Source organism: Oleomonas cavernae (assembly GCF_003590945.1).
GTDB lineage: Bacteria > Pseudomonadota > Alphaproteobacteria > Zavarziniales > Zavarziniaceae > Zavarzinia > Zavarzinia cavernae.
Window position 1 is genome coordinate 1,057,142 of record NZ_QYUK01000011.1, and the last position, 14,719, is coordinate 1,071,860.

Annotated in this window: 15 protein-coding genes; 8 read left to right on the top strand and 7 right to left on the bottom strand. The window is 67.3% G+C overall.

Going from position 1 to position 14,719, the window contains the following annotated elements; genetic code table 11:
• Positions 1–736 precede the first annotated feature (736 nt).
• Both D3874_RS08755 and dksA read left to right on the top strand, forming a co-directional pair.
• The gene (locus tag D3874_RS08755) at positions 737–1,144 is read left to right on the top strand and encodes a flagellar assembly protein FliX (RefSeq protein ID WP_119777747.1); all 408 of its coding nucleotides are present in this window, start codon (positions 737–739) and stop codon (positions 1,142–1,144) included.
• A gap of 134 nt (positions 1,145–1,278) precedes the next feature.
• Positions 1,279–1,695, top strand: a complete 417-nt coding sequence (dksA, locus tag D3874_RS08760; RefSeq protein WP_119777748.1) for an RNA polymerase-binding protein DksA — start codon at positions 1,279–1,281, stop codon at positions 1,693–1,695.
• Positions 1,696–1,840: 145 nt separating this feature from the next.
• On the opposite strand, the gene D3874_RS08765 is transcribed toward dksA, so the two are convergent.
• From D3874_RS08765 to flgF, 5 genes are all read right to left on the bottom strand, one after another.
• Complete coding sequence (locus tag D3874_RS08765; RefSeq protein WP_119777749.1) at positions 1,841–3,853, bottom strand: beta strand repeat-containing protein; 2,013 nt, start codon at positions 3,851–3,853, stop codon at positions 1,841–1,843.
• Positions 3,854–3,985: 132 nt separating this feature from the next.
• Complete coding sequence (gene flgH / locus D3874_RS08770; protein ID WP_119777750.1) at positions 3,986–4,747, bottom strand: flagellar basal body L-ring protein FlgH; 762 nt, start codon at positions 4,745–4,747, stop codon at positions 3,986–3,988.
• Positions 4,748–4,752: 5 nt separating this feature from the next.
• Complete coding sequence (gene flgA, locus D3874_RS08775) at positions 4,753–5,265, bottom strand: flagellar basal body P-ring formation chaperone FlgA (protein WP_119777751.1); 513 nt, start codon at positions 5,263–5,265, stop codon at positions 4,753–4,755.
• A gap of 10 nt (positions 5,266–5,275) precedes the next feature.
• On the bottom strand, positions 5,276–6,061 hold the full coding sequence (gene flgG / locus D3874_RS08780) for a flagellar basal-body rod protein FlgG (RefSeq protein WP_119777752.1): 786 nt from the start codon (positions 6,059–6,061) through the stop codon (positions 5,276–5,278).
• A gap of 14 nt (positions 6,062–6,075) precedes the next feature.
• Positions 6,076–6,813 carry a flagellar basal-body rod protein FlgF gene (gene flgF, locus D3874_RS08785; protein ID WP_119777753.1) on the bottom strand — a complete coding sequence of 246 codons (738 nt, stop codon included), beginning with the start codon at positions 6,811–6,813 and terminating at the stop codon, positions 6,076–6,078.
• 371 nt (positions 6,814–7,184) lie between these two features.
• Between flgF and D3874_RS08790 the strand changes: the two genes are divergently transcribed.
• Genes D3874_RS08790 through D3874_RS08800 form a run of 3 tightly spaced genes read left to right on the top strand, consistent with a single transcriptional unit; the run spans position 7,185 to position 9,135 of the window.
• Entirely contained in the window at positions 7,185–7,634 is a 450-nt protein-coding gene (locus D3874_RS08790; protein ID WP_233559883.1) for a flagellar basal body-associated FliL family protein, read from the top strand.
• On the top strand, positions 7,634–8,740 hold the full coding sequence (gene fliM / locus D3874_RS08795) for a flagellar motor switch protein FliM (protein WP_119777754.1): 1,107 nt from the start codon (positions 7,634–7,636) through the stop codon (positions 8,738–8,740). Before D3874_RS08790 ends, fliM begins: the two co-directional genes overlap by 1 nt.
• Positions 8,737–9,135 carry a DUF6468 domain-containing protein gene (locus tag D3874_RS08800; protein ID WP_119777755.1) on the top strand — a complete coding sequence of 133 codons (399 nt, stop codon included), beginning with the start codon at positions 8,737–8,739 and terminating at the stop codon, positions 9,133–9,135. The genes fliM and D3874_RS08800 overlap by 4 nt, the downstream gene beginning before the upstream one ends.
• 17 nt (positions 9,136–9,152) lie before the next feature.
• Here D3874_RS08800 and D3874_RS28460 read toward each other — a convergent pair whose 3' ends face one another.
• Positions 9,153–9,302: a hypothetical protein gene (locus tag D3874_RS28460; protein WP_158595906.1), complete on the bottom strand. Its 150-nt coding sequence runs from the start codon at positions 9,300–9,302 to the stop codon at positions 9,153–9,155.
• A 15-nt stretch (positions 9,303–9,317) separates the two neighbouring features.
• Between D3874_RS28460 and D3874_RS08810 the strand changes: the two genes are divergently transcribed.
• The 3 genes from D3874_RS08810 (at position 9,318) to D3874_RS08820 (ending at position 13,491) form a co-directional block, all read left to right on the top strand.
• Positions 9,318–9,827 (top strand): MotE family protein, encoded by a 510-nt coding sequence (locus tag D3874_RS08810; protein WP_147385588.1) that lies wholly within the window; start codon positions 9,318–9,320, stop codon positions 9,825–9,827.
• A 13-nt stretch (positions 9,828–9,840) separates the two neighbouring features.
• Complete coding sequence (locus D3874_RS08815) at positions 9,841–10,500, top strand: protein phosphatase CheZ (RefSeq protein ID WP_119777758.1); 660 nt, start codon at positions 9,841–9,843, stop codon at positions 10,498–10,500.
• A 750-nt stretch (positions 10,501–11,250) separates the two neighbouring features.
• On the top strand, positions 11,251–13,491 hold the full coding sequence (locus tag D3874_RS08820; RefSeq protein WP_119777759.1) for a hypothetical protein: 2,241 nt from the start codon (positions 11,251–11,253) through the stop codon (positions 13,489–13,491).
• 505 nt (positions 13,492–13,996) lie between these two features.
• On the opposite strand, the gene D3874_RS08825 is transcribed toward D3874_RS08820, so the two are convergent.
• Positions 13,997–14,710 carry a hypothetical protein gene (locus D3874_RS08825; protein WP_119777760.1) on the bottom strand — a complete coding sequence of 238 codons (714 nt, stop codon included), beginning with the start codon at positions 14,708–14,710 and terminating at the stop codon, positions 13,997–13,999.
• Positions 14,711–14,719 lie beyond the last annotated feature (9 nt).

A 14,719-nucleotide genomic window follows, 5' to 3' on the forward strand; every position in this document is an offset into this window, starting at 1 on the left:
CCCTATTTTTGTTTTAACGTGGTCTGTCCCCTATTTTTGCTACTATTTTTGCCCTATTAATGCTAATCATGGATGCGCGCCTCTTTGCGTTCCCTCAATCGCAAGAAAATGTAAATGATCAAAAATCCTATAAATTGTAGTATAACGCGCTTTAATTCGTAGTCGAATGTTCCTGTTTCCCAAACAAATTGATGAAATTTGTAGTAATATGGCGCGTTCCATATATGGAGGTAGTGTGGAAAAGGCGCGGCGATTAAAGGTAAGGAAAATATTATAGTTTTGTATAATCTGTTTTTTTTAAACGAGCTGAACAAAAACAAAATATAAAAAGCAAAACTATAAATTATATTCGCAAATCCAACAAATACACCAAGAAAGATGTCGATTCCTGGCCCTATAATGAATGCTATCGTGCAGACCACAAATAGCATTTTATTGCTCCAGCAAAAAGATACCATGATCGCGACAACGTAATTTTACATTACGACGCAGGTATCAACGATATAGACCGAGGCATCGGCCTCGGACGGATAAACAGCTTTATATAAGCGCACGTCCAAAAAAAGTGCCAGGAATTTGGTGGACTGCACCCCCTTGGACTGCACCCTTTGGGTGAGACACGACAATCAAGGACAACTGATGGAAACGGGCTTGGCGCCATGTAAGCCCCCACCCCTTCACCACCCATTAACCCTACCCGCCGCATCATCGCGCCATCACCACGGGTGGCGGCGGTATGAAGATTGACGGGAATGGCAGGATCGGCGGGCCCAGCGGCCCCGGCGCCAAGCGTGGCACCGGTGGCGGCGGTCAGTTTTCCGTGCCGGATCTCGATGAGGCGCGGCCCGCAGTCTCGGTCGGGGCGGCGGCGCCCATGGGCGGGGTGGCCTCGCTGTTCGCCTTGCAGGAGGTCGATGTCGACGGCGAGCGGCGGCGCGCGGCCAGGCGCGGCCATGATGTGCTGGACCGGCTGGAGGAGCTGCGCATGGGCCTGCTGTTCGGCCATGTCCCCAAAGAGAAGCTGCACGACCTGCTCAACCTGGTGCGCAGCCGGCAGGAAAAACTCTCCGATCCGCGCCTGATCTCGGTGCTGGCCGACATCGAACTGCGGGCCGAAGTGGAGCTGGCCAAACTGGGCTTTTGATCCTCGGATGCGGGTCTTGCGCGTAAGTGGCTGAAAATACGCGATATTTTGTCCCGTAAGCGCTCTTGAACACAGGGCGGGCGCTGCCTATACTCCGCCCGCCTTGCGGCCTACGTTCGTGGATGAGGGATGGCATGGGAGCAGAGTTGGCGCCGGACTATTATCCGAGCGAAGACGAAGAGTTCATGAACCCGCGCCAGCGTGAGTATTTCCGGCGCAAATTGTTGGCGTGGCGTGAGGAAATCCTGCGGGAGAGCCAGGAAACCCTCCAGCACCTGCAGGAAGACACGGTGGCGGAACCCGATATGGCCGATCGCGCATCGGCCGAATCGGAGCGGGCCCTGGAACTGAGAACCCGCGACCGCCAGCGCAAGCTGATCGGCAAGATCGATGCCGCGCTGCGGCGAATCGAAGATGGCAACTACGGCTATTGCGAAGAGACGGGCGACCCCATCAGCCTGCGCCGCCTCGACGCCCGCCCGATCGCCACCCTGTCGATCGAAGCGCAGGAACGGCACGAGCGGCGGGAGAGAACTTATAGAGACGACTGACGTCGTCCCTCAGGCGCCGGGCGGCGGGCATCCGCCCGCCTTGGCTCGCTTCGCTGAAGCTTCGCGGCGCCTCAATGGCGCTTGAGTGAAGCGGGGACGCTTGAATGAATCGGGCGCCTTCCGGTGGGAAGGCGCCCGTTTCGTTTCAGACGAAGAGGAAGTCGCTGGCGTCGACGTCGGTGGCATGGACGCCGCGCAGGACGATCATGTCGCCGCCGCCAAAGTCGATCACCGTCCGGCTGCCCTGGTCGACGATGGTGAGGGCGCCGAAGTCGGCGGCGAGGGTGGTGCTGATCTCGACCTTGTCGAGGCCGTCGGCAAAGCGGGTGACGGTGTCTTTGCCAAAGCCGGCGCGAGCGTAGGCGAAGGTGTCGTCGCCGCTGCCGCCGATCAGCAGGTCGTCGCCCGCGCCGCCCTGCAGGGTATCGTTGCCCAGCCGCGCCGAGATGCGGTCGGCACCCGCGGTGCCGATGATCTCGACGCCGCCGCCGGCGCTGCTGCGCGCCGCCAGCGTCAGGCCGTCGGCCAGCAGGGTGAAGTCGGCGAGCGCGCCGTCCTCGACCACGATCCGTTCGACATTGGCGATGCTGCCCGCGGCGAAGGTGATCGTGCCGTCGACGATCAGCGTATCGCTGCCGTCGCCGCCGTCCACATCCGCCGGCGCATCATAGAGTGTGATGGTGTCGGTGCCGGTGTCGCCGTTGAGGGTATCGCCCAGATCGCCATAGAGACGATCGTTGCCGCCGCCGCCGGAGAGGACATTGGCGCCCGCATCGCCCAGCAGCAGGTCCGCCCCGCCGGAACCGGTGACGTTCTGGAAGTTCGCGACCCCGTCGGCCCCGCTGGCATAGCCGCTGGCGAGGTTGACGATGACCCGGGTCGTCCAGCCCGAATAGGCCAGCGTGTTGGTGCCCAGGCCGCCGTCGCTCTGGCCGTCGATGCTGGAGCCGCTGCCCAGCGTCAGCGTGTTGTCGCCGCTGCCGAACAGGATCGCGGTGCCGTTGCCGCTGGTGATGGTGCCGTTGTTCTCGATCGTGTCGGCCAGGGCGCTGACCAGCTTGATGCCGAACAGGGCGGTGCCCTCGATCGTGCCGTCGTTCACGATCGTGGTCTGGAACGTGGCGTTCCCCTGCGAGCTGTCGTCGACCAGGATGCCGATGCCGGCGCCGCTGATGGTGGCGCCGGCGTGGTTGGTGATGCTGCCGCCGCCTGCCGCGATGCCTTCGCTGGTGTTGGCCAGGCCGTCGGAACCATGGCCGCCGGCGCCGGTGCCCTGGATCGTGCCGTAGTTGATGATGGTCGCCTGGAAGTCGAAGTCGACACCGTCGCCGTCGCCGTCAGCCTGACCGTCGGGCGTGCCGCCCGCACCGGCGCTGTTCACGTCGGAGGCGATGTCGTTGCTGAACGACCCGGTGATGGTGCCGTAGTTGGTGACACCGCCGCCGCCGTCGGAGCCGACGCCCGAGCCATTGCGCCCGGTGATGGCGGCGCCGGCCTCGTTGATCACGATGATGGTGCCGGCAACGTCGTTGTCGCCCGCGTTGACGCCGTGGCGATCGGCGGAGATGTCGCCGCCGGTCAGGTTGTGGAGCGAGCCGCTGAAGGCGCGGAAGTCGACGCCGTCGGTCGAGGCGGTAAAGCCGGCCGTGGTGCCGCCGTTGATGGTGCCGGAATTGACGACCTCGGCATTGGCGCCGGTCCGGATGGCATCGTTCGCGCCGGATTGGATGGCGCCGGTGTTGGTCAGGGTGACGGTGGCGCCGTTGACCGCGCCGAAGTCGATCGCCTGGCCCACCGTCGACTTGATCAGGCCGGCATTCTCGATCCCGATGGTGCCGCTGGTGATCGCCGACTGGACCTGGATGGCGTCGTCGTCGGACTGGATGATGCCGCCGGCATTGTTGGTGAAGGTCGCGGTGAAGCTGCTGCCGACGCCCGTCTCGATGCGGATCGCGCGCCCGGCGCCGGCGGTGTCCTCGATCGTGCCGCTGTTGGTGATGACGCCGTCGGTCGTGGCGGCGGTGAAGCGCACCGCCTGGGCGTTGGCGGAAACCGAGATGGCGGCGGTCGCCTCGACCGTCAGGTCGTTGACACCGGCCGTGTTCATGTCGAGACGCGTCGTGCGCGTGGTCCCGGCTGTAATGGTCAAGTTGGTCATAAAAGTGCCCCTCAGATGATTTCCCCAGTGTGCGGACTGGTATCACAAGGGCGCAGGGCGGAATTTGAATAGTCTGTGACAGGTGGCGTAACCCTCAGGCGCCGGGCTGCTGCCCGGCGCCTGAGGGGCCCGTCAGAACGGCAGGATCACGTCGAGGAGCTGCTGGCCGTAGCGGGGCTGCTGGACATCGGTGATCTGGCCGCGGCCGCCGTAGGAGATGCGGGCCTCGGCGATCTGGGTGTGCTTGATCGTGTTGGCGGCGGAAATGTCCGAGGGGCGCACGATGCCGGCGATCAGCAATTCGCGCACTTCGTAGTTCACGCGCACTTCCTGGCTGCCCTGGATGACCAGGTTGCCGTTGGGCAGGACCTGGGTCACCACCGCGGCGATGGTCAGCTTCACCGCTTCCGAGCGGTCGACCGAGCCGGTGCCGTTGGTCGCGGTGTCGGAGTCGACGTCGACCGCGGCGCTGGGGTTGTAGCCCTCGGGCAGGAACTGGCCGGCCGCGCCTTCGAGGCCCAGCAGGCCGTTGAGGCCCATGCCCTCGGTCGCGGCGCGCTTGCGCTTGGTCTCGTTCGACAGGCTGGCCTGTTCGTCGATATCGATCGCGACGGTCAGGATGTCGCCCACGCGGGCGGCGCGGTTGTCCTTGAAGAAGGCACGCGAGCCGGTCTGCCACAGGCTGGCCGAGGAGGCGCCGGCGGCGCGGCCCTGAGGGTCGTTGGGCATGGGCAGGCTGACGGGGGTGTAGCCGGCGGCCGTGGTCGGGTTGGCGATCGGGGTCAGGTCCGGGGCCCGGCCGATGCGGTCCAGGCGTTCGGTGAGGCTCGAGCAGGCACCCAGGCTGGCGGCGAGGGCGACGAGGGCGAAGCGGGCGGCGATCTTCTTGGTCATGATGGTCAGCCTTCTGGCGTGAGGGGGACGGCCGGGGCGGCGGTTACGGGGACTTGCGCCTCGCCGGGGCCGGTGACGACGGCCTGGACGATGCGGTTGGAGGTCAGGTTCATGACCCGCACGACCTCGCCCATGGCGCCCTGTTCGATCGCCTTGGCGGTGGTCGAGAGCTCGATGCCCGGCATCGAGACGCGGATGTTTACCAGGCTGCCCTTGGCGACCAGGATCGGCTGGCGCAGTTCGCTCAGCGCGACGGGCTTGCCGGCGCGAAGGGGCTTGCGGGCGGCGAGGCCGACGATGTCCTGCTCGCGCTGCACGACGCTGCCGGCGACCGGGCCCTGGACGGGCAGGTCGACCAGGTCGTCGGCCGTTACCACCTCGCCGGCGGCCAGGTCGCGGGCCAGGACGGGGATGGTTACGGTTGGGACGGCCATGGGGGCCGCCTCGTCGGCGCGGACGGGCATGGCCAGGCCCCAGGCCAGGGCCCAGAGCAGGATGCCGAAGCACAAGCGGATCATGGCGCTCTCCTCACCGTAGCTGGCTGACGGTCTGCAGCATCTCGTCGGATGCCGTGATGACCTTGGAATTGAGCTCGTAGGCGCGCTGGGCCGAGATCAGGTTGGTGATCTCCTGCACCGGGTTGACGTTCGAGGATTCGAGGAAGCCCTGGAGCAGGGTGCCGAAGCCGACGTCGCCCGGGATGCCGGTGGTCGGCGTGCCCGAGGCCGGGGTCTCCAGGAACAGGTTGTTGCCGGTCGCCTCCAGGCCCGCCGGATTGATGAAGGTCGCCAGGTCGAGCTGGCCCACCACCTGCGGCGTTACCTGGTTGGGCACGCTGACCGCGACCTCGCCCGAGGCGGAGATCGAGACTTCCGTCGCATCCTGGGGGATGACGATGCCCGGCTGCACCGTATAGCCGTCCTGGGTGACGAGCTGGCCGTCGCCGTTGAGCTGGAACGAGCCGGCGCGGGTATAGGCCTCGTCGCCGCTGGGCAGCTCGACCCGGAAATAGCCGCGGCCCTGGACCGCCATGTCGTAGGTGTTCTCGGTCATGGTCATGTTGCCCTGGCCGATGATGCGGTAGACCGAGCCGGTCTTGACGCCGGTGCCGAGCTGGATGCCCGACGGGATCACCGTGCCGGCGTCGGACGAGCTGGTGCCCATGCGCTTCAGGTTCTCGTAGAGCAGGTCCTGGAACTCGGCCCGCTGGCGCTTGAAGCCGGTGGTCGAGAGGTTGGCCAGGTTGTTGGAAATGACTTCGACGTTGAGCTGCTGGGCCAGCATGCCGGTCGCGCCGATGGAAAGACTGCGCATGGGAATTCTCCTCGTCAGGCCTGGTTGACCCTGCCCAGCCGCTGGATGGCGGTGCGCTGCAGGTCGTGATCACTGGTCATCAGGTTCTGCATGGTCTGGTAGCGGCGCTGCAGGTCGATCATGCGGGTCATCTCGACCACCGGCTGCACGTTCGAGCCTTCGAGCATGCCCTGGACCACCTGGGCGGTGTCGTTGGCCGCGGTCGGGGCGGCGCCCGCCGGGGCTTCGTACAGGCTGTCGCCGGCGGCGCGCAGTTGCTGGTCGTTGGCGAAGGTGAAGACGCCGACCCGGCCGATCTGATTGGTGCCCTGGGCCACGGTGCCGTCGCGGCCGATCACGGGGGTGCCCAGTTCGGGCTGGTCGATGGTGATCTCGCCGCCGCCGTCGTCGAGCAGGGCATAGCCTTCGCGCGTCACCATGCGGCCGTCCGGGTCCATGGTGAAATGGCCGTTGCGGGTATAGCGGACGCCGTTGGGGGTCTGGACCGAAAACCAGCCGTCGCCGTTCATGGCGACGTCGAAGGGGCTGTCGGTGGGGGTGAGGACGCCGGCGCGGCTGTCGCGCGAAACGCCGTAATCCAGCACGAAGGAGACCGGCTTGTTCTGGCCCGCCTGCATCACGTATTCCTGAAACACCGGCCGTTCGCCCTTGAAGGCGGTGGTGTTCAGATTCGCGATGTTGTTGGCCACCATTTCCATCTGGCGCTCCAGCACCATCTGCTGGGACAGGCCGACATAAAGCGCGTTTTCCACCGTTTGCGTTCTCCAGCGACACCGGCGACAGGCCGATGATGTGCTCGCCAGGAACAGGTGCATGCCGCGTGCCAATCGCTAACGCCTTGATTTCATGGGGCAAGGGGTGGGCGAGGGGCCTGGGCAGGCCCCGGACCGGTCCAGCCTTGCCCGGCAGAAGCTGCCCAGAAGTTGCCTCGATCAAAACCGCTTGTTAACGAAGATCGCCGTAGCTTGGCGCCAGAACAGGGGCACGGCCCTACGGAGCTTGGCGCACTCATGGCTAGCAAAGCGGCAACCAAGGACGACCTCGACGCACTGGTCAGCGGCCTCGGCCCGGCCGAAGGCGGCGGCGAGGGGGATCGGCCGGCAAGCGCGGCAGCAAGAAGCTGTTGCTGATCGTCGTGCCGCTCCTGGTCGTGCTGCTGGGCGCCGGCGGGGCCTGGTACATGGGCATGCTCGACTCGCTGCTGGGGGCATCGAGCGAGGAGGAGGCCCACGCCGCTGCGGAGGCCGAGGCCGCACAGCACGCCCCCGATCCGGTGTTCTACGACCTGCCCGACATGCTGGTGAACCTGCAGACCACGGGGACCCGCGCCGCCTACCTGAAGATCAAGCTGGCCTTGCAGTTCAGCGACCCGGCCGTGACGCCCGTGCTGCAGAAATTGCAGCCGCGCCTGGTCGACAGTTTCCAGATCTACCTGCGGGAATTGCGCCTGAGCGACCTCGAAGGGTCGGCCGGGGTGATGCGCCTGAAGGAGGAACTGCTGGCCCGCGCCAATCAGTTGATGGCGCCGGCCGTCATCGACGACGTCCTGTTCAAGGAAATGCTGGTGCAGTGATGGCTGATGCGCCCGACGATCAGACCCTGAGCGACGACGACAAGATGGCGGCCGAATGGGCCGCGATGGCGGATGCCGGCGACGGCAGCGACGCCGCCGCCGAGGGCGACGATGCCCTGGCCGGCCAGACCGGGCGGGCGCTGAGCCAGGACGAGATCGACAGCCTGCTGGGCTTCGACGCCGCGACCGACTCCTCGGGCAGCCAGACCGGCATCCGCTCGATCATCAATTCCTCGCTGGTCTCCTACGGCCGCCTGCCGATGCTGGAAATCGTGTTCGACCGGCTGGTGCGCCTGCTGTCGACCTCGATGCGCAATTTCACCTCGGACAATGTCGAGGTAACGCTCGACAACATCACCTCGATCCGCTTCGGCGAGTACCTGAATTCGATCCCGCTGCCGGCGATCCTGGCCGTGTTCCGGGCCCCCGAGTGGGACAACTTCGGCCTGCTGACGGTCGAATCCAACCTGATCTATTCGATCGTCGACGTGCTCCTGGGCGGGCGCAAGGGCACTACGCCCATGCGCATCGAAGGCCGGCCCTATACCACGATCGAGCGTAACCTGGTCGAACGCATGATCCAGGTCGTGCTGAAGGACATGAAGGCGGCCTTCGAGCCCTTGACCCCGGTCGATTTCACCTTCGAGCGGCTGGAGGTCAATCCGCGCTTCGCCACCATCGCGCGCGATGCCAATGCGGCGATCCTGGTGCGCCTGCGCGTCGACATGGAAGACCGCGGCGGGCGCCTGGAACTGGTGCTGCCCTATGCCACGATCGAGCCGGTGCGCGAACTCCTGCTCCAGATGTTCATGGGCGAGAAGTTCGGCCGCGACACCATCTGGGAAAGCCACCTGGCGACCGAGTTGTGGCAGACCGAGGTTCAGGTCGACGCCGTGCTCGACGAGCAGATCATGAACCTGGGCGAGGTCATGAAGTTCAAGGTCGGGCAGACCATCATGCTGAACTGCACGCCGGACTCGCCCGTCGATCTCAAATGCGGCGGCACCGCGATGCTGCGTGGCCGCATGGGGCGCATCGGCTCGACCATTTCGGTCCGGGTCGACCAATCGCTGATGAAGAACAGGAAAGAGGGGGCCAAGCCATGACCACGATCGGTCTCATCCTTGATCTCGTGCTTGCCGGCTTGTTGATCGCGACCGTGGTGCTGGCGGTCCGCCTGCACAAGAAGCTGCAGGGCCTCAAGGGCGGCCACGACGAATTGCGCCTGCTGGTCGAGGGCCTGAACGAGGCGACCCGCCGCGCCCAGGCCGGGCTGATGGAACTGCGCATGGCCGCCGAGGCCTCGGCCACCCGCCTGGGTAACCAGGTCGATGTCGCCCGGCAGTCGACCGACGAACTGGCCCTGCTGGTCGCCTCGGCCAACAATCTGGCCGACCGCCTGGTCAAGGTCGGCGCGCCCGCCCGCCCGGCGGAGCCGTCGATGCGCGGCAACGGCGGCGGCGAGCCCTCGCTGCTGCGCGCGCTGCGTGACGTCCGCTAGATCATGGCCCGGCGCTTTTACCTGCTGCCGGTGCTGGCCGGCGTGGCCGCGCTGGCGATCGCCGTGCGCCTGCCCCAGACCCTGAGCACCGCCGGGGACTTCCTGCCCGGCACCGCGAAGGCGATCGCGGCCGAGCCGGCCCCCCGGCGCACGATGCCCCGGCGCACGATGCAACACCGGCGGTGCCGGCACCGACCGCCGCTGCGCCAACACCGCCGCCGGCACCGGCGACGGGTTTCGATCCCAACACCTTGACCGCGGGCGAGGTCGACGTGCTGCAGAACCTCGGTCGCCGGCGGGCGGAAATCGAGGCACGGGCGCGCGAACTCGACGGGCGCGAAGCCCTGATCGCCGCGGCCGAGGCGCGCGTCGACCAGAAGCTGGCCGAGCTCAAGGCCCTGGAGGCGAAGATTGCCACCGCCGACGCGGCGGCGACCCAGGCCGAGGATGCGCAATTGGCCCGCCTGGTGAAGGTCTATGAAACGATGAAGCCGGCGGAAGCCGCCGGGATCTTCAACACGCTGGATTTTGCGGTGCTGCTCCAGGTCGCCAGCCGCATGAAGGAGGCCAAGATTGCGCCGGTGCTCGCGGCGATGGATCCTCAGGCGGCCAAGGCATTGACCGTGGCCCTGGCCACCAGGAAGGTACCAGTCCCGCCAGCGCCGGCCGCCGCCGCCGGCACGGCGGGCTAAGGGAAGCAGGCCCATGAGCGAGACCATGCGCAATACCAAGATCATGACCTACGACGATCGCCTGGCGGCCCTGGCGACGGAGACCGGCGGCAGCGTGCCGGTGGCCGAAATCGGCCGGGTGGTCGCCGGCCTGATGCAGAGCTTCGAAAGCGAAACCCAGGCGATAGGCCAAGCCCAGGCGATCGACACCGACACCGCCCAGGAACTCGCCGACCTGCTGGCCTATGTCCGCCAGACCCAGGAGGACATCGCGGCCATCCAGCCGGCGGAGTTGACCGGCGAGCACATCCCGCACGCCAACGACCAGTTGCGCTCGGTCGTGCGCGCGACCGAGGAGGCAACCGGGGTCTTCCTCGATGCGGCGGAAGAACTCGAGAACCTGGCCGAGGAACTGGGCGGGGGCGAGGCCGAGCGGTTGCGGAGCATCACCACGCGCATCTACGAGGCCTCGAACTTCCAGGACATTACCGGCCAGCGCATCGCCAAGGTGGTGACGACGCTGGTGGTGATCGAGGAACGGCTGTCGCGGCTGGTGCGCATTGCCGGCGAGGCGGCGCGTGCGGCAGCGACCGCGCCCGCCGAACCCGAGCCGGAAGACCTCTTGAACGGGCCGCAGTTGCCCGACGTGGCGGCGACACAGGATGACATTGACCGTCTCTTCGCGTCGCTCTGAGGCGCCGCGCTGGCGCCGCTGGGCGCAAGCCGGCGCCCTGGCCGGGCTGCTGGTGCTTGCCCTCGGGGTACAGTCCCGGGCGGCGACGGCGATCGGCGCGCGCGGCTGGGACCACGGCGACTATGGCCGCCTGGTGTTCGACCTCGGGCCCGGCGTCAGCGGCCAGGCCAGCCTCGACGGCGATTTCCTCGTCGTCACCTTTTCCGAGGCGGTCACCGTCGATCCCAAGACCGCCTTGGGCAAGCTGGCGCGCTTTGCCGGCGTCGCCCAGTTGAGCGATGACGGGCGCACCTTGCGCGTGGCCCTGAAACAGGCCGTCACCCTCAAGCCCGAAACCTATCAGCGCAAGCTGGTGCTGGACCTGCGGCCGGCGACTGCCCCCACCAAGCCTGTGCCCGCCAAGCCCGCCCCCACCAAGCCCGCCCCCGCCAAGCCTGCTCAGGCCAAGCCGCCGGCGCAAGCGGTCCCGGTCGAACCGGCTCCCGCCGCGGCGGTCGAAGCGGCGCCGCCGTCCCATGAACCGGCCGCCCCCGCGCCGCCGCCCGCGCCCGTCGCCGCGATGCCGGCCCCGGCCGTGGCCCGGCCCGTCGCGCCGCCCGGCCCCGTCGCCGCGACGACGCCGGCCCAGCCGGCCCCGGCGGTGGGCGAGACCAGCCTGCAGGTGCGGACCGCCCTGGGCGGTATCGAGGTCGAAGCCGGCTTTCCGGCACCCGCGGGGGCTGTCGTCTTCGCCCGGGGGATGCGGTCTGGGTGGTCTTCGACCGTCCCGGTTTCGATGCCGCTTCGCTGGCTGATACCCCGCTCGGCACGCTGGGCCGGATCGAGCCGCTGGACCTGGCCCACGCCTCGGGCTTCCGGCTCGTCGGCCGCCAGTTGCCGCCCGAGGTTTCGGCCGACGGCAATCGCTGGCGCCTGGTGTTCGCGCCCGATGCCCGGCCGCCGGCAACGCCCCTGGTCGTCGGCATCGCCACCGACACCCATGGCAACCGGCAACTGGCGATCAAGGTGGCCGGTGCCCATGCAGCACTCAACCTCATCGATCCCGATATCGGCGACACCATCACGGTGGTGCCGGTCACCAAGGGCGGGGCAGGGATTCTGGCGGCGGCGAGATTGCCGGACTTGAGCCTCCTCGCCAGTACCCAGGGCATCGCCTTCCTGCCCTTGTCCGACGGGCTGGAGACGCTGGTCGACGCCAATGCCGTGGTGATCACGGGGCCCCAAGGGGGGCTGACCTTGTCGGGAACGCCGCCGGCGGTGCCGGGCCACGGCCGGGGACCGGCCCAGGCCGGCCTCGATGTCGGCACCTGGGCGCTGCCGGGCAATGTCGGTGACCTTCGGGCGCAGCTTGCCCGCGAGGTATCGACGGCCGAACCGGCGAACCGGCAGCAGGCCCGCTTGCGCTTTGCCCGCTACCTGGTCTCCCAGGGCCTGGGCGCCGAAGCGATCGGCCTCGCCAAGCTGATCGCGCAGGACGATCCGGCCCTGGCCGATGACCTGGGCTTTCGCCAGATGCGGGGCATCGCCCAGGCCATGCAGGAGCGTCCGGCGGAAGCCTTGACCGACCTGAGCCTGCCGGCCCTGGAATTTTCCCCGGATGCGGTGCTGTGGCGTGGCTATGCGCTGGCCGCCCAGGGGCAGACGGCGCAGGCGCACCGGGTCTTCGCCGGGACGGCGGCGGTCGACCACTACCCGGCCCATATCGCCACGCGGCTGCTGGCGGCGATGACCGATACCGCCCTGGCCGCCGACGACTTGGCCGCTGCCGCCGAGTTTTCCCGCGCGCTGGGCGAACGGGCCGCCACGGCCGCGACCAAGGCCCAGGCGCAGGCCCTGGCCGGCCGCGTCGCCCTGCGCAACGCCGATGTACCGGCTGCCCGCGAGCAATTCGAGGCGGCCCTGGCCAGCGGTGAACGGACCGCCCGGGTCGATGCCGAACTGGGCTTGATCGAACTTGGCCTGGCCGACGGCACCATGACGCGGCCCCAGGCGATCGAGCGGCTGGACCGGCTGCGCTATGCCTGGCGCGGCGACGCCAAGGAACTGGCCGTGTTGCGCCGCCTGGCCGACCTGCAACTGGCCGAAGGGCGCTGGCGTGACGGTCTGGAGACCTTGCGCGTTGCCATGAAGCTGTTTCCCGATGACCCCGGCCGCGATGCCCTGGCCGAAACCCAGGTCGCCGCCTTCCGCCGCCTGTTCCTGCTGGGGGCGGCCGATGCCCTGCCGCCGGTCCAGGCGGTGGCGCTCTATTTCGACTACCGCGACCTGACCCCCCTGGGGGCCGACGGCGACGAGATGATCCGCCGTCTGGCCGACCGGCTGATCCAGGTCGAGTTGCTGGACCAGGCCAAGACGCTGCTCACCCACCAGGTCACCTACCGCCTGCAGGGGATCGCCCAGGCCCAGGTCGCCGCCAATCTCGCCTTGCTGCACCTGGCGGATCACGAAGCCGCCAAGGCACTGGGCGTGCTCGACGGGACCGAGCAGCCGACCTTGCCCGAAGCCACCGCCCGGCTGCGCCGCCTGCTGCGCGCCGGCGCCCTGGCCGATCTCGGCCGCGGCGCCGAGGCCAAGGCCCTGCTCGCCGGCGATAGCAGCGAGGATGCGGCGCGCCTGGGGGCCGAGATCGCCTGGAATGCCCGCGATTGGGCCGGCGCTGCGCAAAGCCTCGGCCGCCTGCTGGCCAATGTAACGCCACCCGCCGGCGGGCCGCCCGGCGCCGGGACCGAACGCCTGGCGCTGCGCCTCGCCATCGCCGCCGCGCTGGCCAAGGATGCCGAGCGGCTGAAGGCGCTGGTCCAGAAGTGGGGCCCCTCGATGGCCCAGAGCAAGAGCGCCGAGGCCTTCGCCATGCTGACCGGCACGACCGACCCCTCGGCCATCGCCACCCGCAATCTGGCCCAGACCATGGCCAATGCCGGCGCCGACACCGGCTTCATGGACATGCTGCGCCAGCGCCTGGCCGCGGGTCAGTTGAACGCGATCAACTAGGCGTCTGGCCGCTTCTATAAGACACGCGCCGTAACTCGTCATGGCCGGGCTTGTCCCACGGCTGTCCGTTTAAGGAAAACGAGCGTGGGAGGCCATTTCCTTCGGGTGGTTTTCCTTCCATCCTCACCACCCTAACTCGTCATGGCCGGGCGAAGTCCCGGCCATCCACGTCGGCAAGCTACCTATGCCGTCAACAGATGTGGCTCGGCCCGACGTGGATGACCGGGACAAGCCCGGTCATGACGATTAAGAGTGGTACGCATATGCCGTGAAACAACCCGATTTCCTTAACCGGACAGCCGTGGGCAAAGTCCCGGCCATCCACGTCGGCAAGCTGCCTATGCCGTCAACGGATGTGGCTCGTCCCGACGTGGATGACCTGGACAAGCCCGGTCATGACGGCTGGAGTATCATGCATTAACCTCGAAGAGGGGCGGTCTCTTGGCGCCTCAAACACCGCAGCGGCAAATCGGAGGGTGATGCTTCCGACTAAACCCGAGACGCGCTAGTCCGCGAGCGAGTCCGGGTAGAACCGTTCGAGTAGCGGCCTGAAATGCTCGCGGATATAGATGATCACCCCGCGCGGCAGCTCGGTGCGCCAGGCGTCGGGGTGGCCCGAGCGATAGGGCGAGTTCTCGTCGACCACGCCGGGCGCGCGGCCGCCGGACATGGCCTTGAAGGTGAAGGCGCTCGCGTCCGGCCATTTCAGGTCGGCCCCTTGCTCGGCCGCGGCGCGCGACAAGGCGAGGTCGATGCGGTCGCCGTAATCTTCCATGCGCACGGTCACGAACCGGTTGTCGTCATAATCCCATTGCCGCAACCCGCAGAGCGGTCCGGGCGTGAGATGAAAGAAGTCATTCCGCTCGCAAAAGACGACGGTCAGCATCTTGCCTTCTTCCGGCGAGCATTGCTCGAGGACGCGGCGCTGGGCCACCAGCATGGGCAGCGTCTTCTTCACGGGATGCGAGCGCAGGTGCGAGTAGTAGGCCGATTGGGCGACGTTCAGCGGGTTGCGAATGATGTGGATGGCCCGCCGGGCGACATGCTCGGTCAAAAACGGGTAGGAGGCGTTGCTGAGGAAATTCACGTCGTGGTCCGGCGAGGGCGGCCTGTTGCCCCGCGGCGATCCATAGAAGGTGAGGTCGTTGTCGAGGCAGAGCTGCTTGACGTATCGGCCACTGAGCGTGGAGGCGCATTTGTGATGCGTCACAAACAACATGCTTTATTC

Excerpts from the sequence above, each read along its gene's own strand:
- flgH (WP_119777750.1), bottom strand. The coding sequence starts at position 4,747 with ATGACCAAGAAGATCGCCGCCCGCTTCGCCCTCGTCGCCCTCGCCGCC.
- D3874_RS08815 (WP_119777758.1), top strand. The coding sequence starts at position 9,841 with ATGAGCGAGACCATGCGCAATACCAAGATCATGACCTACGACGATCGC.
- flgA (WP_119777751.1), bottom strand. The coding sequence starts at position 5,265 with ATGATCCGCTTGTGCTTCGGCATCCTGCTCTGGGCCCTGGCCTGGGGC.
- fliM (WP_119777754.1), top strand. The coding sequence starts at position 7,634 with ATGGCTGATGCGCCCGACGATCAGACCCTGAGCGACGACGACAAGATG.
- D3874_RS08765 (WP_119777749.1), bottom strand. The coding sequence starts at position 3,853 with ATGACCAACTTGACCATTACAGCCGGGACCACGCGCACGACGCGTCTC.
- flgG (WP_119777752.1), bottom strand. The coding sequence starts at position 6,061 with ATGCGCAGTCTTTCCATCGGCGCGACCGGCATGCTGGCCCAGCAGCTC.
- dksA (WP_119777748.1), top strand. The coding sequence starts at position 1,279 with ATGGGAGCAGAGTTGGCGCCGGACTATTATCCGAGCGAAGACGAAGAG.
- D3874_RS08755 (WP_119777747.1), top strand. The coding sequence starts at position 737 with ATGAAGATTGACGGGAATGGCAGGATCGGCGGGCCCAGCGGCCCCGGC.
- D3874_RS08800 (WP_119777755.1), top strand. The coding sequence starts at position 8,737 with ATGACCACGATCGGTCTCATCCTTGATCTCGTGCTTGCCGGCTTGTTG.
- D3874_RS08825 (WP_119777760.1), bottom strand. The coding sequence starts at position 14,710 with ATGTTGTTTGTGACGCATCACAAATGCGCCTCCACGCTCAGTGGCCGA.